We start from the raw sequence: 26781 nt of genomic DNA, 5'->3' as shown, positions 1-26781 counted from the left end.
CGCCGCACCCCAACTCGGATTCGCACCTTTATGCCTCGCATGCCCCAGGCGGTCGTCGTTTCGTTTTCGGTTCTCTTGCTGGTTCTTTTAGGCGCGACGCGCGCTCCGGCTCAATACGACGGCTGGCAGCGGTCGGCTTCGTTCTACATTCTCACGACGCCCGAGGGAGCGAATCTTCCGGCTTCGGCCGTCGTGGAAGATTTTCCGCTGCTCGTCCGTCTACAGCGCGACTCCTTCGATTTCGCCCAAGCGCAACCGCACGGCGAAGACCTCCGCTTCGCCACGGCCGCGGGCCTCGCGCTGCCGTATCAAATCGAAAACTGGGACGCCGAGCGCGGCGAGGCTGCCGTGTGGGTTCGCGTGCCGAAGATCGTCGGCAACGCTCAGCAAGAGCTGCGCATGTTCTACGGCAAAGCCGATGCGAAGAGCGAATCGAACGGCAAAGCAGTCTTCAACGACGCGAACGGCTATGTGAGCACCTGGCATCTCGGAGCTACCGTGGTCGATGAAGTCGGCACGCTCCCGTCGAAAGACGTCGACACGACGATCGTGCCCGGCATGATCGGCAGCGGACGCCATTTCGCGGGGAAGCAAGGGATCTTTTGCGGCGATAAGATTCCGAACTATCCCAGCGGCGGAAGCAACCACAGCACCGAGGCTTGGTTTCGCGCCGAGCGCCCCAACGCGACGATCATCGGTTGGGGGAACGAAGGGGGAAACCGCGGCAGCAAAATCCGCATGCTGTTGCGCAGCCCGCCGCATCTCCATATCGATAGCGACTTCTCCGACGTCGACGCCCCTGAGATCCTTCCGCTCAACGAATGGGTTCACGTCGTTCACACCTACTCCGGAGGCGAAGGCCGAATCTATCTCAACGGCGCGCTCGCCGGCTCGGGCAACCCGAAGCTCGACATCAAGACCCCTGCACGGCTCTGGCTCGGCGGCTGGTACCACAACTACGACTTCCTCGGCGACTTGGACGAAGTCCGCGTTTCGAGCGTCGCTCGCTCCGCCGATTGGATCAAGCTCCAGTACGAGAACCAAAAGACGCAGCACACGGCGGTCGGCCCACCGGTGCGGCCGGGCAACGAACTCGCAGTCTCTGCTACGCAGCTCAAGGTCGCCGAAGGAGGGAAGGCGACGATCACGGCGCAAGCCGGCGGCGCGCGAAAGCTCTCTTGGGTTCTTAAGCGCAACGGCCGCGAAACCGTCGTCGCCACGGATCGCTTCTCGTACACGTTCGCTGCCGACCGCACGACCGCTACGGAATCGCTGACGCTCGAGCTCCGAGCGGTCTACGAACGAGAAGTGAAGACCAAGCAGATCATGATCACGGTCGGCAACGAGATCCCGGAGCCCCGCTTCACCCTCGGCGCTCCGACCGCTTGGGACGGCCGACAAGCGATCGAAGTCGTGCCGCAGATCGCGAACCTCGCCGAGATGCAAGCCGCCGGCGCCGACAAGTTGAACTACGTTTGGACCGTCGACGGCATCGCGGTGTTGAAGCAAGAGGAGCCCGGCAAGCTGCTTCTCACGCGGGCTCAAAACAGCGGCGCAATGCGAGTCTCGCTGGCGATCGACAACGGCGGCGCCAAGATCACGGCAGCGACGGTGGTCGCCGTCCAAGAGCCCCCGCTCGGCAGCGACCCTTGGATTCCGCGGCAACCATCGGCCGACGAGCGGCCGGAAGACAACCAATTCTTCGCCCGCGATGATGTCTCGAGCAGCGTCTCGAACGGCGCAACCAACACGCCCGGCGAAGCGACGCTGCATTACGCCGGCACCCTCGCGGCCGAGGCCGACTCCGTTTTTCTGCGCGTCTTCGCCGACGACCAGCCGTATCGCTCGGTAAGCGGCAAGCTCTCGGCCGAGAAGCGGTACGCGCTGTCCGTGAAGTTGAAGCCGGGCCTAATCAAGTATCGCACCGAGTTCGGCTCGAAGTCGGGCGATCGAGAGACCGTCTTGCATACGGCCGGCAACTTGGTTTGCGGCGACGCGTTTCTCATCATCGGCCAGTCGAACGCCGTGGCCACCGACTTCGGCAAGGAGAATCCCCTCTCGCCGAGTGAATGGATCCGGACGTTCGGCGCGACCGACGGCAGCCCTCAAGGCTCGCGGCTCAAGCTCTGGGCCGCGGCGCAAGCCCGTAGCCCCGGCGGCAAGTCAGAGATCGGCTATTGGGGAATGGAGCTCGCGCGGCGGTTGGTCGAAAGCCGGAAGGTGCCGATCTGCATCCTCAACGGCGCAGTCGGCGGGACGCGCATCGATCAGCATCAACGCAACCCGGCCGACCCGACCGACGTCGCCACGATCTACGGCCGGCTGTTGTGGCGCGTGCGCGAAGCGAAGCTGACGCACGGCATTCGCGCCGTCTTTTGGCACCAAGGAGAGAACGACCAAAACGCCGACGGGCCGACCGGCAAGTTCGGTTGGGAGACTTACCGCCGCTATTTCATCGACCTCGCCGCGGCTTGGAAGGGCGACTATCCCAACGTCGGTAATTACTACACGTTCCAGATTTGGCCGAAGTCTTGTTCGATGGGGACCAAGGGCTCGGACAATCGGCTGCGCGAAGTCCAGCGGACGCTTCCCGACGCGTTCTCCAACTTAAGCGTCATGTCGACGCTCGGTATCAAGCCTCCGGGCACTTGCCACTTTCCGAAAGAAGGCTACGCCGAGTTCGCGCGCTTGCTCTACCCGCTAGTGCAGCGGCACACGTATCGCGAACAGATCGAGGGCTCCCTCACCCCGGCCAACTTAAAACGCGCCTACTTCGCCGCCGGCAAGCCCGAGGAACTCGTTTTGGAATTCGATCAAGAGGTCGTCTGGAACGACGCTTTAACCGGTCAGTTCTATCTCGACGGCGTCGCCAAGCAGGTAACGTCGGGCAAGGCCGCCGGCAACCGGATCACGCTCCGCCTCGCCGGCCCTTCGCGCGCCGCGAAGGTCACGTATCTCGACAGTGCCGCCTGGAGCCCCGACAATTTACTGTACGGCGCCAACGGCATCGCCGCGCTGACCTTCTGCGAAGTTCCCATCTCCGCCGAATAGCTTCCAGCGTTTCTCAGCACTTTCGAGCGTTATCATGAATACGATTTCTTACACTCGTCGCCGGTTTCTCGGCACCGTCGGCGCAACGGCAACGACGCTGGTGCTGCGACCTTCGTCCTTGCGTGCGGCCGGTGAGAAGCGAAGCGATCTCGCGTTCGTCGTCGTCACGGATACGCATCTCGGCTACAACGACAAAGACTCCGCCGAGCAGCAGTGGCTCAAGACCGCAGCGGCGATCGACGCCGCCCCCGGCGCTTTCGTCTTGCATCTGGGAGACATCGTCGACGGCGGCCGCGAGGCGCAGTATCCCAAGTATGTCGCCGGCCGAAAGCTGATTCGGAAGCCGGTTCATGAAGTCCCCGGCAACCATGACCCCGCGGAGCTCTTTCGGAAATACGTCCGCCCGGATATCGACATGGCGTTCGACCACGACTGGCTGCGGGTCGTGCTGCTCGGCAACGCTCATCGCGACTCGCACGACGGCTTCATCACCGCCGATCAAATCTCTTGGCTCACGGACCAATGCGCCGGCGCCGCCAAGCAAGACAAGCTGCTCCTCTTCGCGATGCACGTTCCGGTGCATGAGAACAAGCACCCGGATCGAGGCTGGTTCGTGAAGCCGGCTTCCGGCCAGAAAGAGTTCTACGCGCTGCTGGGAAGCCACGCCGAGCGAACCGTTGCCGTGCTACACGGGCACTTCCACAACGGGCTGCGCGGCTGGAGCGATCATGGTCCGGTACATGAAATCGTCTTCCCTTCGGCGCTCTACAACCAAGACCGCGGCCTCGAAAAGCAAAACGCGCCGGGCTACAACCTGCCCGAATTCCGCGCCGGCTTTACGCGCGTGAACATTCGCGACGGCGCAATCGAGCTCAGCTACCAACCGCTCGGCGCAGAGCAACCGGCGACGAAAACGCTCGCGCGCAAGCCCGCATAGCTTCAGGCGAGCGGCTCGTTAGCCCAGCTCGCTCAACACGCCCGTGTTGCTGCCGAAGCGATCGGTCTCGACGCCGATTTGCTGCAACATGCGCACGAACAGATTCGACAGCGGGTAGTTGTTCTTCTGGTCGAACGCCACGTGCCCTTGATGCTTGAAGCCGCCGCCGGCCAGAAACACGGGCAAGTTGTCGGAAGCGTGCGCCGAGGCGTCGCCCAAGCTGCTGGCGATCATGACTTGCGTCCGATCGAGTAGCGTGCCGCCGGCTTCCGGCGTGGCGACGAGCTTATCGAGGAACGTCGAGAAGACGCCGTATTCCTTTTCTTCGTAACGTGCGAATTGCTCGATCTTCGCCGGATCTTTGCCGTGGTGCGAGGCGTCGTGATGGCCGATCAACAGGTCCGGAATGTTCTGCTGCCCCTGCTCGCCGAGCCCGAGCACGATGGTGCGGGTCGAGTCGGTTTGCAGCGCGAGATGCACGAGTGCGTACCATTGCTTTTGCGCGGCCACCCAATGCTCGGCCTGCTCGAACTCCTTCACCTTCGCATCGACGACCGGCTTCGGCTTCGCCGCCCAGGCTTCGTCTTGCCGCAGCATGACTTCGGCTTCGCGGATCGAGCCGGTCAACACTTCCAAACGCTGCCGATCGCCCGCGCCGAGCTCGGAGCTTAGGAGTTTGAGTTGGTCGCGCGTGCCGTCGAGAATGCTGCGCCCATGCTCAAGCCGCTTCACTTCGCGGGCCACTTCCGCCGGCGTGCCGTCGATGAAGAGCCGACGAAACAGGTTCGCGCGGCTGCGCTCCCACGGCACCGGCACCCCCTTGCGGTTCCACGACAGCGAAGCGCAGTTCGCAGTGTTCAACGTTAGACTGGCGACGCGCGTCCGCCCGCCGATTTGTTCAGCGACGATTTGATCGAGCGAAACCGTGTTGTGAATATCATCGGCCCGAGCCAGCCCTTCCGGCGCAACGCCGGTAAACAACGCCGATTCCGTATGGTGCGAGTTCGGATACCCGCGGTGCCCGATTCCGGAGAACAGCGTGAGGTGCTTGCGATGGGCTTCGAGCTGCTTGAGGTAGCGCGGGGCGACGTAATCGGGGCCGGCTTTCTCGGGCACCAGATAAGGATGATACGTTCCGAGCGGCCGGTGGATGAGCACCATTCGCTTCGGCGTCTCGGCGGCGGCGCGGGTGTCGGCCCTGAGCCCGCGCGGCAGCATGGCGTCGAGAAACGGCAGCGCGATTGAGACGGCCCCGGCGCGGAGCAACGAGCGGCGAGAGAGACGTGTCATTCGAGCGCACCTGAGATGGTCGTAAACCGTAAATGGTCGTTCTATTATTCTACTCGCCGGCTGCCGCGCGCCGACCTCACTTCGTCTGAAACACGCGACTTCGCACGACCGCATGGATCAGCGAGCGAAAGCCGTGCTTCTGCGCACGCGCCTCGGCGACGATCTGCTCCACCGCCTCGCGATCGCTGAACTGCAGGACGGCTCCCGTCCCGTAAATCAGCAGCTTTTCTGCGAGATTCCGCGTCAATTGATCGGGATCGCGCAGCAGAAGCTGCTTGTAAGCGTCGATATCGCGGAAGGACTCGCCCGCGGCCGTCTCGCCGGACGCTTCGACCGGCTTCGCCAGCCAAACCTTTCGCTCGGGATAGTTCACGAGAGCGACGTATTGATTCGAGCCCCCGCCTTCCTTCGAGCGATAACGGTCGCGCCAGCCTCCCACGACGTCGAAGTTTTCCAAGGCGAAACCCGGCGGATCGATCTGCACATGGCACGCCGCGCAGCTCGCGACCGACTTATGCAGCGCCAGCTGCTCGCGAATCGTCACCGCGCCGCGAATGTCGGGCTCGATCGCCGCGACGTTCGGCGGCGGAGGCGAAGGGGGCAGACCGAGGATCCGCTCGAGGATCCAAGCTCCGCGTTTGACGGGCGATGTATAAGTCGCGTTCGTCGTCAGCTTGAGGATGCCCGCCTGCGTAACGATGCCGCCACGATGCGAATCTTTCGGCAGCGCAACTTTCCGGAAATCCATGCCGTCGATGTTCGGGATGCCGTAGTGCTTCGCGATGCGCTCGTTGAGCATCAACCAATCGGAGTGCAAGAACGACGATGTCGGCAAGTCGTGCCGCAGGACTTCTTTGAAGAACGAGCGCGTCTCTTCCGGCATCGACCATGCCAGCTTTTCGTCGTACTCGACGTACATCGCATCGGGCTTCATGTCGTGAATCTTGCGCAGCTCGAGCCACTGGCCGGTAAAGTTGGCGACGAAACGCTCCGCTTTGCGGTCGTTCAAAAGCCGCTCCGTTTGCGTCTTCAGCACGTCGGGCTTGCGCAGCTCTCCGCGCGCGGCGATGGCGAGCAACTCGTCGTCGGGTTGCGAGCTCCACAGAAAATACGAGAGCCGTGAGGCGAGCGCGAAGTCGTCGAGCGCGCCGGGCTTTTCGACGAGCATCAGAAAGCGCGGCGAACAGAGCGCCGCCTTGTAGCCCGCGATCATCGCATCGCCGAAGATTTCTCCTTGGGCAAGTTGGTCGGTGCAAACCTGGATGAAGTATTCGGCCGTCGCGTCGGAGACCGGTCGGCGAAACGCGCGGGGCAGAAACGCGCGCATCAAGCGCGCGGCGTCGGCTTGCGGATCGCGGGAGACCGGAGTGAGCGGGTACTTCGAATACTCGCCCGGGTACGGCCACTTCTTCCAACTGCCGTCCACCGGCTTGCCGGCGAGCGTATCTGCGAGATAGCGCGAAGGGACTTGCGGCAACGCGTCGAAGAGCCGCCGATATCCGACGCCCGCATCGAGCGGGCCTTCCATTTCGATCCAATCGACCGCGAGGCCGGGCCCTGCATAAGCATCGCCGACCGGTTTGCCGTCGAGCTTCTTTTTCAAGTCGTTGAAGAACGTGAGCCCTTGGCCTTCGATATAGATTTGCTCGCCGCGAGGGAGATCGGCTTCGACTTCCACGACGCGCGCCTTACCGGCCGGCGCGTCTTGAATCGAAAGAATGTGTTCGAGCCGCTCATGCGCGAACCGATCGGAGCTGATCTTGCCGATCAGCACGGGGATCGGCTTTCCCTCGTTGTTCACGGCGCGCACCGAGGCCCGAATGCGGTATCGCCCGTCGATCGGCGCCGCGCGCGTCGTCACGCTGCCGTGCTTATAGAGCAACGCACAGAGGACGAGCGTGTCTCCCTCGAAGCGCACGAACGGAGCCGTTCCTTCGCGGTTCGGCTTCGGCCGGCTGTCGAGAAACTGCCGACCGGTCCAACGGTGCGCTTCGTTCAAGATCGGCCCGACGGGCAACGCCTCGGCCAGCGCCTTATCGGCCGCCGCTTGATAGCGCACGAGATGCACGGCCGACGTTTCCAAGCCGGTGCTGATGTTGTCGAACCCGGCGACCGTGTTGTCGTCGGGCAGGAGCGACTTCAGATCGGTCGTGATGCCGAGCAGATCGTGCAGCGTGTTTTGATATTCGTTGCGATTGAGTCTGCGAACCAAGACGCGCCCCTCGCGCAGTTGCCGTTCGAGCGAGGCGGCATGGAGCTTCGTCTCCAACTGTTTCAAATACGCTTCGCGCTCGGCGGCGGTCGGTTGCGGCTGATCCTTCGGCGGCATCTCTTGCTTACGCACACGATCGAAGAGGCGCACCCATTTCGCGAAGCTCGCCGGATCGGCGGCGTCGAAGCGTAGGTCTTCGACGGACAATCCGCCGTCGGGAGTGGCGCCGCCGTGGCACTCGGCGCAGTAGAACTTGAGAAACGGGGAAGCTTCTTCGGCCGCAGCGCGACCGGGAACAACGCACGCCGCGGCGCAGCAGACGACGACCGTAAAGAACGATGATTGAAGACCCAATGCACGCACGCTTCGACTCCTCGCGATTTCCGACTTCGACGAACATTCAGTTTACCACCCGCCGCTCGCAAGTTCGTCGTTCGCGATGTGGATTTTCGCGGTTTTCTCGACTACGATGCCGATTCCCGCACCTCCGGCCGCCGTCTTCGCCACCTCGATTTCTCTTAGGAACACACGATCATGACTTGCTTGAATCGGAAAGCTTTCGCCGCGGCTCTGTTCTTCGGTGCCGTAGCGCTTTGCGCAGGCCGGGCCGCTGCCGCCCCGCCCGAGAATGCCGGCGAGAGGAAGCCGCTCGCTGAATTGCCGAAGATCATCGCTACGTTCTCGATCGTCGCGATCGACAAGGAGAACAACGTCTGCGGTGCCGCCGTGGCGAGCATGTATCCGGCCGTGGGGAAGGTCGTGCCGTATGCGCGCGCCGACGTCGGCGCGTTTTGCACGCAGCATCACGGCAACGCGAAGTGGGGCGTGCCGGCGCTCGATCTGCTGCAAACCGGAATGCCTCCGGAGCAAGTCCTCGCGAACCTGCTGAAAGACGACACGAAGCCCGAGCAACGGCAACTGGCGATCATCGACATGCGCGGACGGACGGCGATCCACAACCCATCGGAAGCGGGTGAGAAGAGTTTGTACTGGGGTGCGATGGCCGGCCGTTTCTACACCGTCCAAGGCAACACGCTCGCCGGCCGCGAGGTGCTCGTGCAGATGTCGAAGGCGTATGAAGAAACGAAGGGGAGCCTCGCCGATCGCTTGATGGCCGCGCTCGTCGCCGGCGACTGCGCAGGGGGCGATCATCGCGGACGCTTGGCCGCCGGCATTCGGGTCGCCAAGAAAGGGGTCGAAGGAGACTGGCTCGCGCTCGACGTCGACGACAGCAAAGACGCCGTCATGGATCTCGCCAAACGTTATGCCGAGTTGAAGCACGACGCCAAAGGAGACTGGGCCGGAGGCAAGGCACCGTTCGTGGTTCCCTGCCCGAACAAGCCGTAGTTCAAGTCATAGCTATCGACGACTCGCTTCTTCGCCGACGTTAGAATGCTACGGCGTTTTCGCCGTTTGCTGTGCTGCCACGGCGGGCGTGGTTTCGATCGTTACCGGCACGCTCGTCTCCGAGATCGCCGGCCAGAGGCCGTCTTGCATCACCGTGGCGCGAATCTTCACCGCGCGACGGCCGAGCGCCTTCGTCTCGTTCGCCACGCGCACCTTCACGACGACGGTCGAGATATTCTTCGGCGCCGTGAGCGTTTCGGCGGTGAAGAGCGACGGGAAATCTTCGTCGGCGATCACTTCGATCTTGGCGTCCTGCGGCAATTTCGGCAAGCGTGAGACCTTCACCGGAATGTCGATCGTGCCGCCGAGGGCAACGACTCGCTCTTGCGGTTCGTGCAAGATCTTGAGCAACGCTCCTTCGTACGACATGACGATCTGCCCGTCCATCGCGCCCGTGACTTGCCGCTTGTTTCCCTTCGGATCGGCCACTTCCGTCACGCCGATCACGTTGATGCGCGCGGTGAGGTTCGTCTCCAGCCACTCGGGCATGTACACGGGATACCGAATCTGCTCGACGCCGGCGGGCACCTCGACCGTCTCGCCGCGCAGTCCGCGTCGCTGCCGCGATTGCGTAGCCGCCATCCGAAGCGTAACCGGTCCGGTATAGCCTTCGAGCCGTTCGACGATCACATCGGCCGGATACGTCGTACCGCGACTAACCGTCCGCCCGCCGTCTTGCACGGCGGACTTAATGCAACAGCGGGGCTTCATCGTCGCAACGAGAATAATCGGCCGCGAACGCTTCTCGATCACGCGATCTCCGAGCGTCGTCGTCGCCACGATGACGACCGGCGCAGCCGTAGCGGCGGCGTTTTCCGCAACGGTGAGCGACAAGCGCTGATCGGCGAGCGCGCCTTTTTTCTTCACGACCGGCTTCGCGTCTTTCGCCGGAGCGGCGGCCGGCGCGGGAACGACTTCTTCCACGATCGACATGCCCGCCGGCAAGTTTTCGAGCTTCAATTCGATGAACTCTTTCCAGCCCCCGCGGCGCACGATCTTCGCGGTCAAGTCGGCCTTGGCGCCGATCGCGACGGTGAACTGATCGGGCAACGTCAACTCGAACTCGGCAAGGTCGGCCGCGTTGTCGACGACGAGGCGATAGACGTGCGCTCGAGACGGCGGCGCGCCGGAGAAGTCGGAGATCAGCACGTCGTAGTCGCCATCGGCAGGAGCCGTGAAGTCGACGGCGGCATCGGTCGAGTCGGCACCGACATCGTCGTTGCGCACGATCTCTTTTCCCGCGGCATCGACGACGACGATCGAAGGATCGACGGGCGAACCGAAGCGAGCGGCCTCGACCGCGAGCCGCACTACATCTGCCTTCTTCGCCGTGAAGCGATACCGATCGACGGCCATGCCCGACGCCGCGTCGGGGACGTCGAGCGCACCGGACGTTCGCGAAGGGACGACCAGCCGGCGCGAACCGGCGTCCGCCGATTTCGGTTCCAAAGCATCGGCCGCATCGGCCAGGAAGAGCGAGCCTTTCGCCGGTCCCGCCGGGGTCGTAAAGGCTTGTCGCACGACGTCGGTTTTCGAGTTCGGAGCGGCGACGGATTGCACGCTCGATTCCAGCTTCAACGCTCCCGTCGCCACGCCCCAGCCGACGACTTCTAAGCTCGTCGCCTTGCCGCGGGCAGCCAGGAGCGGCAACGTCGTCAAAACGCGCGGGCCCGGCACGATCGAGAGACGATAGACGAAGCCCCGATCGCCGGCATGGTCCGCGTCGTAGACTTCGGCGATGTACTTCGCACCGGCGCGAGCGGTAAACATCGCGATCGCGCCGGTTCCGATCGTGTCGGCCGCGTCGACGACGAGCGTGCCCGATGCCGCATCGGGCGCGTCTTCGCGAACGGCGATGACGCCGTTGAACGGCCGGCCGAGATCGTCGGAAAGATTACATGTCACAATGCCGGCCGCGGCTGCCGTGAAGCGATAGCGATCGATCTCGGTGATCCGTGAGATGCGCCCTGAGACTACGACCGGAAGCGACGGCAGCACCGGCGGCTCCAACGTCTTTTCAGGCTCGACGAACTCGGCCGAGTCGCCGACGAGGAACGTGCCGGAATCGGAGGCGCCGTTGGCATTGGCGACTTGCCAGCGAATGGGGCCCGGAGGGGCATCGGCGGCGATCGTAATTCTGGCTGGAACTTCTCGCGGCAAAGGAGCCTGCGCCACGCCGGCTTTGGCACCGAACCAATACGGCGGCGGCGTGAGAATCGGCTCGCCCGCCGGACCGGTAATCTCGATCTTCACGCGCGGATCGTGAACGAACAGCTGCATGTCCGAGGTCCAATCGTACGTTCCGAGACGTACTTCGATCGTCGTCCCTGCGCGGCCGCCGGGAGGATAGACATAACCGATCTGCGGACGAACGTTCGCCACGACGGACGCTTCGCCGAGAACCGCGAACACCAAGAGTTGCGCAAGCATGAGCGGTCGATCCGAATAAACGTGGTTCGAGTTGGCGATGAAATCGGCGAGCGATTCGGGAGGGCGATTACGCCATCAGCCCGGGAATGACGCGACCGCCGCTGACGATCGGCACCGGCCGGCCGAGCGGCGTGTTGTAGACTTTCGTCGTGTCGACCCCCAGCTGGCGAAGCAGCGTGCAGATGACGTCTTCGACTCCGTACGGTTCGGTCGTCGGAGCGGCGCCGCGAGCGTCGGTCGCACCGATGACTTGTCCCGGCTTCACGCCGCCGCCGGCCCAGAGCACGCTTTGCGCCATCGACCAGTGGTCGCGCCCGGCGCGGGCATTGATCTGCGGCGTGCGGCCCATTTCGCCCATCATAATGACGAGCGTCGAGTCGAGCAGGCCGCGCTCTTCGAGATCGGTCACCAGGGCGCTGAACGCGCGATCGGCGGCCGGAATAAGGTCTTCCTTCAAGCTCGGGAACTGCGAAAAGTGCGTGTCCCACGAGCCGTTGTCGATGCCGATGAACCGCGAGCCCGCCTCGACCAAGCGCCGCGCCAGCAAGGCGCATTGCCCGAGCGAGGTGTAGCCGTAGCGTTCGCGCATCTTGTCGCTTTCGGCCGTGATGTCGAAGGCCTTCCGCGCGTCGGGCGCGGTGATCATCTTGTACGCTTTTTCGTAATACGTCGACATCACGCCGCGCCGATCGGCAGGGGGAGTCGCAGCGACGCGATCGATAGCGCTTAGGATGCCACGGCGATCGTCGAGCCGGCTGCCGGTGACTCCCGGCGCCAGACGCAAATCGCGCACTTCGAAGTCGGGCTGCATCGGATCGGTCTCGAGCACGAACGGAGCGTACTCCGGTCCGTAGAAGCCGGGACCGCCGGCATCCATCGGGTCGGCCAAGTTGATGTACGACGGAATGTTGCCCCGCGGGCCGAGCTCGCGCGCGACGATCGAGCCGAGCGACGGGAAGAGCAAGTTGCTCGGCGTGCCTCCCGACTGGCCGTCGGCGAAGGCGGCCTTATAGCCGGTCATGCAATAGTGGTAGCCGGTGTTGTGGCCGTTGTCCGTGTGGCTGTGCGAGCGGAGGATCGTGAACTTGTCGCAGATCTTCGCCGTGAGCGGGCAATGCTCGCCGACGAACGTGCCGGTGACGTTCGTCGAGATCTGCGTCCAAGGGCCGCGAATCTCGGTCGGCGCGTCGGGCTTCATGTCCCACATGTCAATCGTGCTCGGGCCCCCTTCCATGAAGAGGAAGATCACCGACTTGGCTCGCGCAGGCTTGCCCGTTCCGGCGACCGCTTCCAACTCCAAGAGTCGCGGAAGCGACAGGCCGCCGATGAGTCCGACGGAGCCGACTCGGAGCGCATCGCGCCGATGCATGCGATCGGAAAATAGACGAGCCATCGCGCACCTCTAACGGTTGTAGAGAAACTCTTTACTATTCAGCAGGGCCCATAAGACATCTTCGGCACCCCGACGGCGATCGCCGGAAAACGCCGAACGCGAGGCGGTGAGCTCTTCGGCGCGCGGCAGGCGGGCCAGCGCCGTCAGAAACAACTCCTCGATCACGACATCGACCGCCAGAGTCGAAGCGGCGAGCTTCGCCGCACGGCCGCTTCGGTCTTGAATTTTGGCACCCATCTCGGGCGAGTTCATCAGATGCAGGGCCTGCGCGATGCTCGGCTCGTTGCTCCGCTCGCATTCGCACACCGTCACGCGCACCGGCCGGCCGAAGATGCGGAAGAAGTACAGCGGCAGGCGGTTGTCCCAAATTTGAATCGCCCGGGTTCCCAACGGCCAGCCTTGAAACTCTTCGGCTACGCCCGTCGTTTCGCAGAATGCATCCAGCAGCACCTCGGCCGAGAGGGCCTTATGCGCGGCGTGCGAGAAGTTCTGCGAGTCGCCGATGTTGCTCGGCGTCGGCTCGGAGCTGAGTTGATAAAGGCGCGAGTTGAGCAAGGTACGCGTGAACGCCTTGAGATCGTACTTCGAGGCGCGCATGTGCTTCGCTAGCTCGTTCAACAGCGGCTCGTTCGTGGCCGGGTTCGTCGCGCGCAGGTCGTCGATCTGCTCGACCAAGCCCCGGCCGAAGTAGTGCGACCAGAGCCGATTGGCGATCATCGTCGAGAAATACGGATTCGAGTCGGCGACCATCCAGCGCAGCAGGTGCGCGCGGCGATCTTCATACGGCGCGAACTCGACCGGCTCGCCTCCCAACGTGCGCGGCGCGATCACTGCGTTCGTGCGCGGATGTTTCACTTCCTTCGCTAAGCCGGGCACGACCGCTTCGCCCCCGCCGGCCAGCTTCTTGTTCGTCACGCCGCTGAAGAGCGCGGCCATCGCGTAGTAGTCGTCTTGGCCCCATTTGTCCGACGGGTGGTGATGACACTGCGCACATTCCAAGCGCACGCCGAGGAACGTCTGACTTACGCCGCGCGCCAGCAATTCCGGAGTATCCAGCGCTTTGTAATACGCCGCCGGGCCTTCCGCTTTCACGTTCCCCTTCGCGGTCAAAAGCTCGCGCACCATCGAATCGTACGTCCGATTCTCGGAGAACTGCTTATGCAACCAACGGGTAATCGCCACGGAGCCGGCCGGCGTGATCTTGAATTGATCGACGCGCAGCACATCGCTGAAGCGCATCGTCCAATAGTCGGCATACTCGGGCCGAGCGAGAAGTTGATCGATCAGCTTCGCCCGTTTGTCGGCCGCTTTGTCCGCCAGGAACGATCGTGCTTCGGCGGCGGTCGGGAGCGTGCCGATGACGTCGAGATAGACGCGACGCACGAAGCCGGCGTCGTCGCTCAAAGGGCTCGGCTCAATGCCGAGGCGTTCGAGCTTGTCCCACGCTAAGCGATCGATGAAGTTCACTTCCGGCGGGCGGGTGAACTTCACGCCCGGCCGCGGAATCGTAACGCGGCAAGCGGTGACGTGCCCCAGGTAGCGGGCCAAGATCGCGGCTTCGCCCGGAATGTCGGCGGCTTGCACGAGTCCGCGGTCGTCGACTCCGGCAATGGTCGTCGCATTCGATTCGTATTCGGCTTCGGTCGTCACGCAGTGTCGGGCCCCCTTGTCGTCGATGGCCCACACGCGCACTTGCCGGCTCTCGCGCGCCAGTAAGACCTGCTCCGCCGGTTCGACTTCGATCCGCACGACCTGCGGCGCACCTTCGATAACGTACCCGGCCCCTTCCGAAATCCACCGCTTCATTCGGCGATAGCGGAGGCTATCGACTTCCATCCGCTGGCCGCCGCCGTGCGGTTCTTCGGCCGTCGCTTTGCGGAGCAGCAAGCTCTCGTCGGGTGCCGATGGAAACACGCGTCGGCCGCGCCCTTCCATCGTGAGCGCCGCATGGTCTCCTTGCGGATCGAAGCCGAAGACACTGAGCTTGAACCCGTTTTGGCCTTCGGCTTTGCCGTGGCAGCCGCCGGTGTTGCAGCCGGTCTTCGTAAGAATCGGCAGGATGTCGTGAGGAAAGGAGATAGGCACCGGATGGTCGACCGTGGCGACCGTGACGGGAATGCGAACCGCACGGCCGGCATGTTCGACGACGACCGTGGTCTTGCCGTCGCGCACCGGTTCGACGAGCCCCAAGGCGTCGACCTTCGCCGGTCCCGGACCTTCGATCCGATACTTCGCCGCGCGCGTCACATCGACGGCCCGACCATCGGCCGCTCGGATCGTAGCGAGCAACTGCAGCGTGCTCTCCGGCCGATCGAGCGTCACCGTCGCAGGAGTTACTTCCAGCGGTTCGGCGGCGTCGGCCTGAGACAACGAACAGGCCCAGACCCAAAAGCAGATCGGGAATGCGGCTAGGCGTAGGCAGCCGAGTAGGTGCGGCATGCGGGAAGTTCGCAACAGGTGGGAGGATGCGAGCAGACGGAAGTCGGAAAATGAACACACTTATTATGCAACGTCGGCACCGGAAGGTAAAGATCGGAGTCGCGAAAACGGACAAACGGCCGTAGCGGTTATTCCGTCGTCGAGCGAGTCGAGCGACGACGGAGATTTGATAGAACCCGCAGTCGCGTTTCGCGCCCCCTGGCTCCCAACTTGCCGCGCTCGGGGCGGACGATGATAATCGCCCCGCTCAGCCCACACCCCGCCTCGGTGATCCGCATGTCGCAACCGTTGTTGATCGTCCGGCTTTTCTTCGTCGTCACCGCCGCAGTCACCGCCGTGGCGACCTCGGCATTCGCTCAATCGCTCGATCCCCTCACGACGCGGCGCTGGACCGCCGCGCAGCTCTTCGCCGAGGGAGTCAGCACTAATCTGCGGCTCTCGGCCGACGGCACGGCGATCGAGCTCATCGACGGCGAATTGATCGAAGACGACGGCCCGGCCGCCGGCTTCTCTTACTTACCCAACGAAGAGAAGCTTGGGCCCGACGTGCGGATCAAAAAGACGCTCCTCGTCGACGACCCTCGCACGCACGAAGCGATTCTGCTCGTCGGTACCGGCGGCAAGATCGAAGCCGTGATCAACGGCGACGAAGCCTCGCTCGAACCACTCGGCAAGGAAGGAAACTACTGGCAGAAGTTTCGCTTCGCGCCGACGCACTTGAAGAAGGGTCCGAATGAGATCGTGCTGCGCGGCACCGGCAGCGTGTTCATCGCGCGCGACGAAGACTTCGCTAAGGGTTCGACTACCCGCACGAAGCATCCGAACCGCAGCGCGAAGAGCAGCGACGGCGGCAAGACCTGGACCGACACCGAGTTGGGGACGAAGGGGGACGTCGACGGCGAATACTATGTGCGGCTGTTTCTGAAGCGGCATCCACGGATGGGCATATTGACGTTGCCCCCCATCGATCTGGGCAACCTCGCCGGCCTTGAGATTCCGCCCCCTTCGGAAAGAGTTTCGCGGATCGACATCCGGCCGAAGGTCGATGTCAACACGGCGCGATTCGGCGGCTCCACTCAGTACCTCAACACGCCCCTCTCCGAGAATTTCGTCGAAAACGGCAATCGTTCCGGTCGCTACCTGCAACTTCGCTACGAAATCGGAGCCACTCCGCTCGCGACGGCGCGACTGACGAGCTTGGAAATCTCCGCATCGTCGCGGCTGATCTACGATTGGACGAAGTCGCTCAAGCTCGTCGGGAAGCACAACCCCGAGCTCCGCCGCTCCTCGATTCCGTTCGCCTACGAAAAGTTCGACCATCCCGAATTGAAGCGGTTTCGCGAGGAGCACAAGCTCGACGAGCTCACGGCCGGCGCCAAGAGCGAGTGGGAGCTCATCGAGCGGCTTGCCGCGTGGGCGACGAAGCGTTGGGAGAAGGGACATCTCAACAAAATCTATCCGGCGTGGAACGCCCGCGAGATTCTTAAACCTGCCGACGACGGCACGCCGATCGGCGGCTTTTGTCAGCAGTACAACCTCGTGTTGTTGCAGGCCTGCGAAAGCTTCGGGCTCGTCGGACGGATCGTCTCGCTCGGCTCCGGAAACATGACCGACAAGATTCGCTCCGGCCATGAGACCTGCGAAATTTGGTCGAACGACTTCGACAAATGGGTCTATATCGACGGCAACACCGGCTGGTACCTGGTCGACCTCGCAACGAAGATTCCGCTCTCGCACCTGGAGCTGCGCGAGCGACAGTTGGCGTTCTTTGCGGAACGGGATTTCAAGCCGGTCGAGGTGCGCACCGTCGCCGAGACGAAGTACAAATGGGACGGGCTCAAAAGCTTCCCGCCGTTCGTCGAGCTGCGGATGATTCCACGCAGCAACTTCCTCGAAACGCAAGTGCCGCTCCCGCTGAATCAAGGGATGCGCGGCTGGTTCTGGACCGGCCATCACGTTTGGAGCGACGACACGCTGCCGGCCGCGATGCTCTACGGCCTGCGCGAACATCGCCGCGAAAACTGGGATTGGTCGGTCAACCAAGTTCACATCACCCTCGAGCCGACCCAGTCTAACGGCGAGTTTCGAGTCCATTGCGACACGGTCACGCCGGGCTTCGAGACCTTCACGGCCAAGATCGACGACGGCGAAGCGCAACCGGTGAAGTCGGGCTTTACCTGGGCACTCCATCCGGGGAAGAACCGCGTCGAAGTCCGCTCGCGCAACATCACAGGCCGCGCAGGGGCCGCGAGTTGGATCGAAATCGATCGGCCGTCGCCGTGACGAAGCACGTTCGATGAAGCGACACTCTCCGGGCGAGCGGCCGGTGTAAGCCGGCCGGTCACGACGCAGCTTGTTAAAGCATCGCGTTCCGCCAAGGAAACGAAGCGTGATGCGTCGACAGCTTCGTTGCGGAAGTGGTTACGGTACGTGGAACGTGCCTACTACTTTAATTCCTTAATTCGGATGTTGCGCACGTCGATCCGGTCGCCGTGGCCGAGGAAGCCGAGATGGCCTTTCGGGCGGGCTAGGCCCGGATGCACGACGCCGTCGAGCGTGGTGGGCGTGCTCGCTTTGTCGAGATCGGCGTCGACGATCACCGTGCCGTTGAGCGTGATCTTGATGTGGCGTCCTTCGACGTGGACCTCTTGCGAGTTCCACTCGCCGACCGGCTTCAAGCCTGCTTGCTTCGCCGCGACGATGCCGTAGACGGAGCCGTTGTATTGATACGGCTTGATCGTTTTGTATTTCTCGGCCGAGTTGTCGAGGATTTGGAGCTCGATCCCTTCGACATGCAAGTTGCCCGTCTGCTTCAGCGGCGAGCGAATGGCAAGGCCGTTGTTCGCGCCGGGCGAAAGTTTGAAGTCGAAGCGGATCACGAAATCGGCGTACTCGCGCTCGCTCAGCAAGTTCCCCTTGCTCCCGGCCACGCAGACGATCGCGCCGTCTTCGACCGCGTAAGCTCCCGGCGCCGTCGTCCATCCGGCGAGCGACTTGCCGTCGAAGAGCGAGACAAACCCCGCCTCGGGCTCAGCAGCAACGGCCACCGAAACGAACAAACTCAACAACAAAATCCCAACCAGAATTCGCATCACAGTAACTCCAACAAACTGACCACTGACCACTGACCACCGAACACCGACCACTGCCCCCTACGGCTTCCTCTCACTCGCCGGAATATGCACCACCGTCAGCGCACAGCAGTCCCACGGCGTCGTCTCGCGGCTCGCGTTCCAGGTGATGAAAAGTTTCTCTCCCTTGGGGTCCAAGGCCGTGCTGTAGGTTCCCTTCAGCGAGACACCGTACTTCCCTTGGAACACGGGATTCAGGAAGGCGATCACTTTCTTGCGCCGCGTCTCGGTGTCGAACTGCACGACCGCCGAGCCGTCTTGCTCGCTGCCCCCATGCGCACCCGGCACGTAGTAGACGTAACGGCCCGTCGGGTCGGCATCCATCGACGCGATGTAGGCTTGCGAGCCGACCGCGCCGTTGCCGAGTTGCTCGACCTTTTCGGTCTTTACGTCGAACGACCAGAGCATCGCATCCCCTTTGCCTTGGCCGGTCGAAGCGGTGTAGATCTTCCCTTGCGGGGTCTCTTGGGTCGCGGCACGGACGCCCAACACGGCGTCGATCGCCACCGGAGCGCCGCCGACTTTCGGATCGAAGCGCACCAGCCGGCCGGCGTCGTTCGACGCGGGAACGTAGTACACGCAGCCGGTCGACTTAGCGAACAGCAAATAGCGCGGCGGACCGTCGCCGTTCGTTTGCAGCAGCTTGTTATTCTTGCAATCGTAGGCGACGAACTGGATCCCTTTCGCCGGCGCATCGACGCCGTGCGCCGTGCCGCCGTAGAAAATCAAACGCTCGGGATCCAGCACGCTCGTCGGAATCGAATGCTTCGCGACGGCCCCTTCGACGACGATCTCGGTCGTGCCGGTTTTCGGATCGGTGCGGAAGATGCAATCGCCGCGGTAGTCGTAGGCGTCGGCGGCGGTCTTCGGCGAGCCGCGGTGCGTCGAGAAGTAAATCTTGCCGTCGCTCCCGAGATCGAGCCGGCTATGAATCTTGCCGGGCGCATACTTCCCCTCCGGCACCTTGAGCGTCTCCTTCACTTCGAAGATTTTGCGAAAGGTCTTCGCCGCCGGATCGTATTCGTAGATGAAGGCGTTGCCGGTCGGCGAAGCATGGTCGCCGATCGAGGCATAGTATTTGTCGCCGACCGCGATGCTGTCGCCCCAGTTCGACCACGGATCGCCGAGGTAGTTCTGGCCCGGGTAGTAAGCGAAGTCGACCGTCGGCGGAGTGGTTGCCGTTTCGACTTCACTCGACATCGACTCCGGCCGCTTCAGAAAATCGGCCGACGTCTCGGTAACGCTCGAGACGCCGCCGGGAAGCGTCGGCGGATAGGGAACGTCTTTCATTTGCTTCAGCTTCGAAGCTGCCACTTTCGAGGCGGCTGGCTTCGAAGCCGCCGCTTTCACGACCGGTTTCTTTTCAGCCTGTTGAGCGTGTGCGACGACGCTCGCCAAGAGCAAGCAACCGGAAGCGGCGAGCCAAAGACGGCGAAGCGTAGAGTTCGACGAAAGCATTCTCAGATCCTTAAGCGGTCCATTTACGTGGGGCGTAGTTTACGTGAGGCCAAGCGGGGCGAAAGTCCGCCGAGGATGAATCGGCTGCAACTGATGCGACGATCATAACTCGCGTAAGTCTCGACCGCCAATTCCCCGAGAAATCTAATTTTGCCCCTGCGCCGGGCGGCCGAGAATGCCGCGGGCGGCGCGATTCGACATAGACGCCGCGCGCAGAACCGGGTACATCGTCGTCCGGAAAAAGACTACAGGCGTGGCGGCGCTCGCGATCTCTTTCCGCCCACACACAACATCGCACTTGCTCCTCTGCATTCGCCACTCTGCGCATCGGCCTCTTATGAAAATCCACAGCCCGCGGGTCAATCGCATCATGGCCCGCTGCGCGGTCGCTGTTTGTCGCACATTGTTTCGTACGCTGCGCATGCACTTCCTCGAAGCCGATCCGAGCGTCAATCCCTATCACGGCGACGGCCCGGCCGTGATCTACAGCGTGTGGCACGATGTCGCTGCATATCCGATCTTCGCCGGCCGACATAAGCGAACCGTCGCGCTCGTCAGCAAACACCAAGACGGCTCGCTCTTGGCTTCAGGACTGAGCATGTGCGACATCGGTCTGGTGCGCGGCTCGAGCAGCCGGGCCGGGGCGTCGGCGATGCGCGAGATGATCGACTTGCCCGACGATCGCAACATCGTGATGACCCCCGACGGCCCGCGCGGCCCGCGACGACGCACGAAAGCCGGCATGGTGTTTTTAGCATCACATACCGGTCGGCCGATCGTCCCTTGCGGTTTCGCCGCCACGCGCGACTGGAAGATCCCGGGAAGTTGGACGAACCTTTCGATCCCGAAGCCGTTCTCGACCGTTTATCTGATTACCGGCGAGCCGATTCCGGTTCCGCGCGGCGCGTCGCGCGAAGAAATGGCGGCGATCGAAGAACACGTGCAACGCGAAATGGACCGACTCACCGAAGCGGCCGAGCAACTCGCGCACCCCAACGTCGCTACGACGGCCTATCAAGAAAGCCGGCCGCAAGCTCCTCTCGCACGCCCTAGCCGCACGAAAATCGATCGTGCCGATCTCGATCGGTCGGCTGCCGCCTGATTTTCTCTTAGCCGGATGCCGTTCGGGTAGTGCATGTGATTTTCGTCCTGTTACGATAACGGCGAAGATCCTCGAAACGTCGCAGCCTCTTCCTCGTGTGAAGATGCGCCGCAGACTTCGTTCACTTAGCCCGAAGTGTTCATCGTGACGAAAACTTGCATCCTTTCCGTCGTGCTTTGCGCCGCTCTGCAAACTGCCTTTCCACTTACGGCACGCGCAGCCGAAGCGCTCGTCGGCTACCACGCGCAAGTGAAAGTCGCGGCACCGACGCGGCTCGACTGGATTTTCGCCGTCGCGAACCAGAGCCCCGCGCAACCGCCGGCGGCTTGGCTTGCGGGCTACGATTCGACGGAGCAGCGATACGAACTCTTCGTTCCGGAAAACCTCGATCGTCGCAAACCGGCGCCGGTGGTGCTGTTCATTTCCGCCGGCGACACGCCCGCGGGTTGGAGCCAATGGCAAACGGTCTGCCGGAAGGCAGGGGTCATTTTCGCGAGCCCGTTCGGCGCGGGAAACAATTGCCCGGCGCCGCGCCGCGCGCGCATCGTGCTAGACGTGATCGACGACATAGCGCGCCGCCAGAAGATCGATCCCGACCGAACTTACCTCGGCGGCTTCTCGGGCGGTTCGCGGATCGCCTGCGGCATCGTGTTCGGGCTCCCCGAATACTTCGGCGGCGTGATCCCGGTATGCGGGGCCGAGAAGTTGCGCGAAGAGTCGTGGCTACGGCAGCGCGCCTCCGATCGCATCAGTGTCGCATTGGTGACGGGCGAGCAAGACTTCAACCGCGCCGAGCTCGAACGCTTGCGCGAGCCGATGTTCACCGACGTCGGAGTGCGCACCAAGCGTTGGACGGTAGCCGGCCTCGGGCACGGCATCCCCGACGGACAAACCCTCGCACCGGTCTTCGCGTGGCTCGAAGAAGGAGCCGTCGACCGCAAGCGCAAGGCTACGCAATGGCCGGCGATGCGCATCGGCGGCAGCGATGTTCCGAGCCGGAGCGAATGGGCCGACGCGCTTCTCAAGGAAGCCAAGCTCCGATTGCAGAAGCCGGCAACCGTCTACTCGGGTCTGATGCAACTTCAAGGGATCGCGACCCGTTGGCCCGACGTCGCCGCGGCCGATGCGGCGCTCACCGTGCTCGGCGAATACGAAGCGCGCGCCGAACGTCCTTGGGAAGCCGACGACATCGCCGAGCAGCGCCGCTACTTAGCGGCCGAAGCGCGCTCGATCGATGGCTACGGCTCAGGCGCGCTGCCGGCTCAGTATGAAGCGCAGCGGGGCGGCATGCTCCGCAAAGCGATCGAGCTCTGGCAGCAAGTTCAGGACGACAGTCCCGACTCCGCAGCCGGGAAGGAAGCGGGAGTCAGGATTCCGAAACTCCAAGCGCTCCTCGAGAAGTCGCAATAGCCCCCGATTCCGGATCCGATCGCGTACGGTTTCTACCTCCGATCAGGCCGTGGCGTAAGTTCGCCACCGAGTGTAATCGCCCTAAGCCGAACGACCGGATTCGACGCCGGATTTCCAGCGAAAATCCGGAACCCGTCGCGAGCAATTCTACCGCTGAATGTCGTGCAATCGGACCACGGCAATCGGCTCAAAGTGCTTCCTCTTCGTGCGTCTTCCCACATAGGAAGATCGACACTCGACGCGCGCCGCTAGCTGCATCCGACGCCGTACGACGGACTTGAATTCACCGGAGAGATTTGAATTCTTCTGGCGCTTGCGGCTATATTCCGGAAATGAAGGTTGCCGGAAACAGGGATCCTGCCGGCTACGACATTTAAAGCGAATGGAGAAGGTTTCCAGCCGGGTCTAAGGTCTGGGCAAATTGCATACGAATCATTCGAGATGATGTGCTGTACCGAGTCGCTTGATCCGACGTCGACACCAGGTGTGACATTATGACCGAAGAGACGAAATCCGGTTACCGCGCCGGCATGGCTCCGAGCGTGACGCTCGACAACGATTCTTCGGAACACACGGACAAAGCGTCCGCCTTGCACGACTCCGCCGAACAGCGTTCGCGGCAAGTTCTTACGGCGATCATGGCCTTTCGCGACGGCAACTTCTCCGTCCGCCTGCCCGGCAATTGGCTCGGCATCGACGGGCGCATCGCCGAAGCATTCAACCAAACGATCGACCACGAAGAACAGATCTCGAACGAGATCAAGCGCTTAAGCGTTTCCGTCGGCAAGGAAGGACGGCTCAAGCAGCGCATGACGCTGCCGGGAGCGATCGGCGGTTGGGCTGCGAAAACCGAATCGATCAACACGCTGCTCGACGACTTGGTGCGCCCGACTTCCGACGTGGCCCGCGCGATCGGCGCCGTGGCGAAAGGGGATCTGAGTCAGTCGATGGAATTGGAAGTCGACGGTCGCGCGCTGAAGGGAGAATTCTTGCGCTCGGCGAAGCTCGTCAATACGATGATCGAGCAGCTCTCGGTGTTCACGTCGGAAGTGACGCGCGTGGCGCGCGAAGTCGGCACCGAAGGAAAGCTCGGCGGACAAGCGCAAGTGCGCGGCGTGTCGGGCGTGTGGAAAGACCTCACCGAGTCGGTCAACCAGATGGCCGGCAACCTCACGGCCCAAGTGCGCAACATCGCCGACGTGACGATCGCGGTGGCGAACGGCGACTTGTCGAAGAAGATCACGGTCGACGTGCGCGGGGAAATTTTGCAACTGAAAGAGGCCATCAATACGATGGTCGATCAATTGCGCTCGTTCGCGTCGGAAGTAACGCGCGTGGCGCGCGAAGTCGGCACCGAAGGTCGCCTCGGCGGACAAGCCGTGGTGCCGGGAGTCGGCGGTACGTGGAAAGATCTGACCGACTCCGTGAACGCAATGGCCTCGAACCTCACGGCCCAGGTGCGCAATATCGCGGCCGTGACGACGGCCGTGGCGCGCGGCGACTTGTCGCGCAAGATCACGGTCGACGTGAAGGGTGAAATCCTCGAATTGAAAGAGACCATCAATACGATGGTCGACCAGCTCAACGGCTTCTCCTCGGAAGTGACGCGCGTGGCGCGCGAAGTCGGCACCGAAGGAAAACTCGGCGGACAAGCGGCCGTGCCGGGCGTGGCAGGCACCTGGAAAGATCTCACCGACTCGGTGAACTCGATGGCCTCGAACCTCACGGCCCAGGTGCGCAATATCGCCGAAGTGACGACGGCCGTGGCGAAGGGAGATCTTTCGCGCAAGATCACGGTCGACGTGAAGGGTGAAATCCTGGCGCTGAAGAACACGATCAATACGATGCTCGATCAGCTCAACGGGTTTGCGTCGGAAGTGACGCGCGTGGCGCGCGAAGTCGGCACCGAAGGAAAGCTCGGCGGGCAGGCGCAGGTGCCGGGCGTCGCCGGTACGTGGAAAGATCTCACGGACAACGTCAATTTCATGGCGTCGAACCTGACGGGCCAGGTGCGCAACATCGCCGAAGTGACGACGGCCGTCGCCAACGGAGACTTGTCGAAGAAGATCACGGTCGACGTGCGCGGAGAAATCCTCGAGTTGAAGAATACGATCAACACGATGGTCGATCAGCTCAACGGATTTGCGTCGGAAGTGACGCGCGTGGCGCGCGAAGTCGGCACCGAAGGAGAACTCGGCGGGCAGGCCGAAGTGCGCGGCGTCGCCGGAACCTGGAAAGATCTGACCGACTCCGTGAACGCGATGGCGACGAACCTGACGTCGCAAGTCCGTAACATCGCCGAAGTGACGACTGCCGTGGCGAACGGCAACCTGTCGAAGAAGATCACGGTCGCGGTGCGCGGCGAGATTCTCGAGTTGAAGAACACGATCAACACGATGGTCGATCAGCTCAACGCCTTCGCCGGCGAAGTGAGCCGCGTGGCGCGCGAAGTCGGCACCGAAGGAAAACTCGGAGTCGCCGGTACGTGGAAAGACTTGACCGACAACGTCAACTCGATGGCGTCGAACCTCACCGGTCAGGTCCGCAACATCTCCGACGTCGCCACGGCGGTCGCCAACGGCGACTTGTCGAAGAAGATCACGGTCGACGTGAAGGGTGAAATCCTCGAACTGAAGAACACGCTCAATACGATGGTCGATCAGCTCAACTCGTTCGCCGGCGAAGTGACGCGCGTGGCGCGCGAAGTCGGCACCGACGGCAAGCTCGGCGGACAAGCGCAAGTGCCGGGCGTGGCCGGTACCTGGAAAGATCTCACCGACAACGTCAACTCGATGGCGAACAACCTGACGGGCCAGGTGCGCAACATCGCCGAAGTGACGACGGCCGTGGCGAAGGGAGATCTTTCGCGCAAGATCACGGTCGACGTAAAGGGAGAAATCCTCGCGCTGAAGAACACGATCAACACGATGGTCGATCAGCTCAACGCCTTCGCCGGCGAAGTAAGCCGCGTGGCGCGCGAAGTCGGCACCGAAGGAAAGCTCGGCGGGCAGGCGCAGGTGCCGGGCGTCGCCGGTACGTGGAAAGATCTCACGGACAACGTCAACTTCATGGCGTCGAACCTGACGGGCCAGGTGCGCAACATCGCCGAAGTGACGACCGCCGTCGCCAACGGAGACTTGTCGAAGAAGATCACGGTCGGCGTGCGCGGCGAAATTCTGCAACTCAAAGAGACCATCAATACGATGGTCGATCAGCTCAACGGGTTTGCGTCCGAAGTGAGCCGTGTGGCGCGCGAAGTCGGCACCGAAGGGAAGCTCGGCGGGCAGGCGGCGGTCGAAGGGGTCGCCGGCACCTGGAAGGACTTGACCGAAAACGTCAATTCGATGGCCTCGAACCTCACGTCGCAAGTGCGCAACATCGCCGAAGTGACGATCGCGGTGGCGAACGGAGACTTGTCGAAGAAGATCACGGTCGACGTGCGCGGGGAAATCCTCGAACTCAAAGAGACCATGAACACGATGGTCGAGCAGTTGCGGGCGTTCGCGTCGGAAGTGACGCGCGTGGCGCGCGAAGTCGGCACCGACGGCAAGCTCGGCGGACAGGCGCAAGTGCCGGGAGTCGCCGGTACCTGGAAAGACTTGACCGACAACGTCAACTCGATGGCCTCGAACTTGACCGGGCAGGTCCGCAACATCGCCGACGTCGCCACGGCTATCGCGCGCGGCGATTTGTCGCGCAAGATCACGGTCGACGTGAAGGGAGAGATTCTCCAGCTCAAAGAGACCATGAACACGATGGTCGAGCAGCTCGGTGCGTTCGCGTCGGAAGTGACGCGCGTGGCGCGCGAAGTCGGCACCGACGGCAAGCTCGGCGGACAGGCGGCCGTGCCGGGCGTGGCAGGGACCTGGAAGGATCTCACCGACAACGTCAACTCGATGGCGAACAACCTCACGAGCCAGGTGCGCAACATCGCCGACGTGACGATCGCGGTGGCGAACGGCGACTTGTCGAAGAAGATCACGGTCGACGTGCGCGGGGAAATTCTGCAACTCAAGGAAACCATCAATACGATGGTCGAGCAGTTGCGCTCGTTCGCCTCCGAAGTAACGCGCGTGGCGCGCGAAGTCGGCACCGAAGGCCGGCTCGGCGTGCAAGCCGTGGTGCCGGGCGTGGCCGGTACGTGGAAAGATCTGACCGACTCCGTCAATACGATGGGCTCGAACCTCACGGCCCAGGTGCGCAATATCGCCGAAGTAACCACGGCCGTGGCGCGCGGCGACTTGTCGCGCAAGATTACGGTCGACGTGAAGGGTGAAATCCTCGAGCTGAAGAATACGATCAACACGATGGTCGATCAGCTCAATGCGTTCGCTTCGGAAGTAACGCGAGTGGCGCGCGAAGTGGGCACCGAAGGGAAACTCGGCGGGCAGGCGCAGGTGTCCGGCGTCGGTGGCACCTGGAAAGATCTCACCGATAACGTCAACTTCATGGCGTCGAACCTCACCGATCAGGTGCGCGGAATCGTGAAAGTGGTCACCGCGGTCGCCGACGGCAACTTGC

Annotated in this window: 14 protein-coding genes; 7 read left to right on the top strand and 7 right to left on the bottom strand. The window is 62.8% G+C overall.

The window, feature by feature from the left end; translation table 11 throughout:
- Positions 1-39: 39 nt before the first annotated feature.
- The gene (locus K8U03_00070; protein ID MCE9603278.1) at positions 40-3051 is read left to right on the top strand and encodes a DUF2341 domain-containing protein; all 3012 of its coding nucleotides are present in this window, start codon (positions 40-42) and stop codon (positions 3049-3051) included.
- Positions 3052-3085: 34 nt separating this feature from the next.
- Positions 3086-3988: a metallophosphoesterase gene (locus K8U03_00065; GenBank protein MCE9603277.1), complete on the top strand. Its 903-nt coding sequence runs from the start codon at positions 3086-3088 to the stop codon at positions 3986-3988.
- Positions 3989-4006: 18 nt separating this feature from the next.
- Here K8U03_00065 and K8U03_00060 read toward each other — a convergent pair whose 3' ends face one another.
- Positions 4007-5278, bottom strand: coding sequence for a DUF1552 domain-containing protein (locus tag K8U03_00060; GenBank protein ID MCE9603276.1), 1272 nt, complete (start codon positions 5276-5278; stop codon positions 4007-4009).
- A gap of 76 nt (positions 5279-5354) precedes the next feature.
- Entirely contained in the window at positions 5355-7853 is a 2499-nt protein-coding gene (locus tag K8U03_00055; GenBank protein ID MCE9603275.1) for a DUF1592 domain-containing protein, read from the bottom strand.
- Positions 7854-8024: 171 nt separating this feature from the next.
- Here K8U03_00055 and K8U03_00050 point away from each other — a divergent pair, with 171 nt between their 5' ends.
- Positions 8025-8837, top strand: a complete 813-nt coding sequence (locus K8U03_00050; protein MCE9603274.1) for a DUF1028 domain-containing protein — start codon at positions 8025-8027, stop codon at positions 8835-8837.
- 48 nt (positions 8838-8885) lie between these two features.
- Here the strand turns inward: K8U03_00050 and K8U03_00045 are convergent, their stop codons facing one another.
- From K8U03_00045 to K8U03_00035, 3 genes are all read right to left on the bottom strand, one after another.
- The gene (locus K8U03_00045) at positions 8886-11327 is read right to left on the bottom strand and encodes a PPC domain-containing protein (GenBank protein MCE9603273.1); all 2442 of its coding nucleotides are present in this window, start codon (positions 11325-11327) and stop codon (positions 8886-8888) included.
- Positions 11328-11394: 67 nt separating this feature from the next.
- Positions 11395-12720, bottom strand: coding sequence for a DUF1501 domain-containing protein (locus tag K8U03_00040; GenBank protein MCE9603272.1), 1326 nt, complete (start codon positions 12718-12720; stop codon positions 11395-11397).
- 9 nt (positions 12721-12729) lie between these two features.
- On the bottom strand, positions 12730-15159 hold the full coding sequence (locus tag K8U03_00035; protein ID MCE9603271.1) for a DUF1549 domain-containing protein: 2430 nt from the start codon (positions 15157-15159) through the stop codon (positions 12730-12732).
- Between the two features lie 276 nt (positions 15160-15435).
- Between K8U03_00035 and K8U03_00030 the strand changes: the two genes are divergently transcribed.
- Entirely contained in the window at positions 15436-17442 is a 2007-nt protein-coding gene (locus tag K8U03_00030) for a hypothetical protein (GenBank protein MCE9603270.1), read from the top strand.
- 161 nt (positions 17443-17603) lie between these two features.
- On the opposite strand, the gene K8U03_00025 is transcribed toward K8U03_00030, so the two are convergent.
- Both K8U03_00025 and K8U03_00020 read right to left on the bottom strand, forming a co-directional pair.
- Positions 17604-18251, bottom strand: a complete 648-nt coding sequence (locus tag K8U03_00025) for a DUF1080 domain-containing protein (protein ID MCE9603269.1) — start codon at positions 18249-18251, stop codon at positions 17604-17606.
- A 60-nt stretch (positions 18252-18311) separates the two neighbouring features.
- On the bottom strand, positions 18312-19748 hold the full coding sequence (locus K8U03_00020; protein MCE9603268.1) for a hypothetical protein: 1437 nt from the start codon (positions 19746-19748) through the stop codon (positions 18312-18314).
- A gap of 337 nt (positions 19749-20085) precedes the next feature.
- Here K8U03_00020 and K8U03_00015 point away from each other — a divergent pair, with 337 nt between their 5' ends.
- From K8U03_00015 to K8U03_00005, 3 genes are all read left to right on the top strand, one after another.
- Positions 20086-20850, top strand: coding sequence for a lysophospholipid acyltransferase family protein (locus tag K8U03_00015; protein ID MCE9603267.1), 765 nt, complete (start codon positions 20086-20088; stop codon positions 20848-20850).
- Between the two features lie 144 nt (positions 20851-20994).
- The gene (locus K8U03_00010; GenBank protein ID MCE9603266.1) at positions 20995-22260 is read left to right on the top strand and encodes a hypothetical protein; all 1266 of its coding nucleotides are present in this window, start codon (positions 20995-20997) and stop codon (positions 22258-22260) included.
- 530 nt (positions 22261-22790) lie between these two features.
- On the top strand, positions 22791-26781 hold a 3991-nt coding region (locus K8U03_00005), incomplete at its 3' end, for a HAMP domain-containing protein (GenBank protein MCE9603265.1).

The sequence above is a fragment of the Planctomycetia bacterium genome, assembly GCA_021413845.1.
Lineage (GTDB): Bacteria > Planctomycetota > Planctomycetia > Pirellulales > PNKZ01 > PNKZ01.
This window is presented reverse-complemented; position numbering and strand designations above follow the sequence as displayed.

Coding starts and splice junctions, on each gene's coding strand:
- K8U03_00070 (MCE9603278.1), top strand. CDS start 40: ATGCCCCAGGCGGTCGTCGTTTCGTTTTCGGTTCTCTTGCTGGTTCTT.
- K8U03_00015 (MCE9603267.1), top strand. CDS start 20,086: ATGAAAATCCACAGCCCGCGGGTCAATCGCATCATGGCCCGCTGCGCG.
- K8U03_00030 (MCE9603270.1), top strand. CDS start 15,436: ATGTCGCAACCGTTGTTGATCGTCCGGCTTTTCTTCGTCGTCACCGCC.
- K8U03_00035 (MCE9603271.1), bottom strand. CDS start 15,159: ATGCCGCACCTACTCGGCTGCCTACGCCTAGCCGCATTCCCGATCTGC.
- K8U03_00040 (MCE9603272.1), bottom strand. CDS start 12,720: ATGGCTCGTCTATTTTCCGATCGCATGCATCGGCGCGATGCGCTCCGA.
- K8U03_00065 (MCE9603277.1), top strand. CDS start 3,086: ATGAATACGATTTCTTACACTCGTCGCCGGTTTCTCGGCACCGTCGGC.
- K8U03_00060 (MCE9603276.1), bottom strand. CDS start 5,278: ATGACACGTCTCTCTCGCCGCTCGTTGCTCCGCGCCGGGGCCGTCTCA.
- K8U03_00050 (MCE9603274.1), top strand. CDS start 8,025: ATGACTTGCTTGAATCGGAAAGCTTTCGCCGCGGCTCTGTTCTTCGGT.
- K8U03_00045 (MCE9603273.1), bottom strand. CDS start 11,327: ATGCTTGCGCAACTCTTGGTGTTCGCGGTTCTCGGCGAAGCGTCCGTC.
- K8U03_00025 (MCE9603269.1), bottom strand. CDS start 18,251: ATGCGAATTCTGGTTGGGATTTTGTTGTTGAGTTTGTTCGTTTCGGTG.
- K8U03_00020 (MCE9603268.1), bottom strand. CDS start 19,748: ATGCTTTCGTCGAACTCTACGCTTCGCCGTCTTTGGCTCGCCGCTTCC.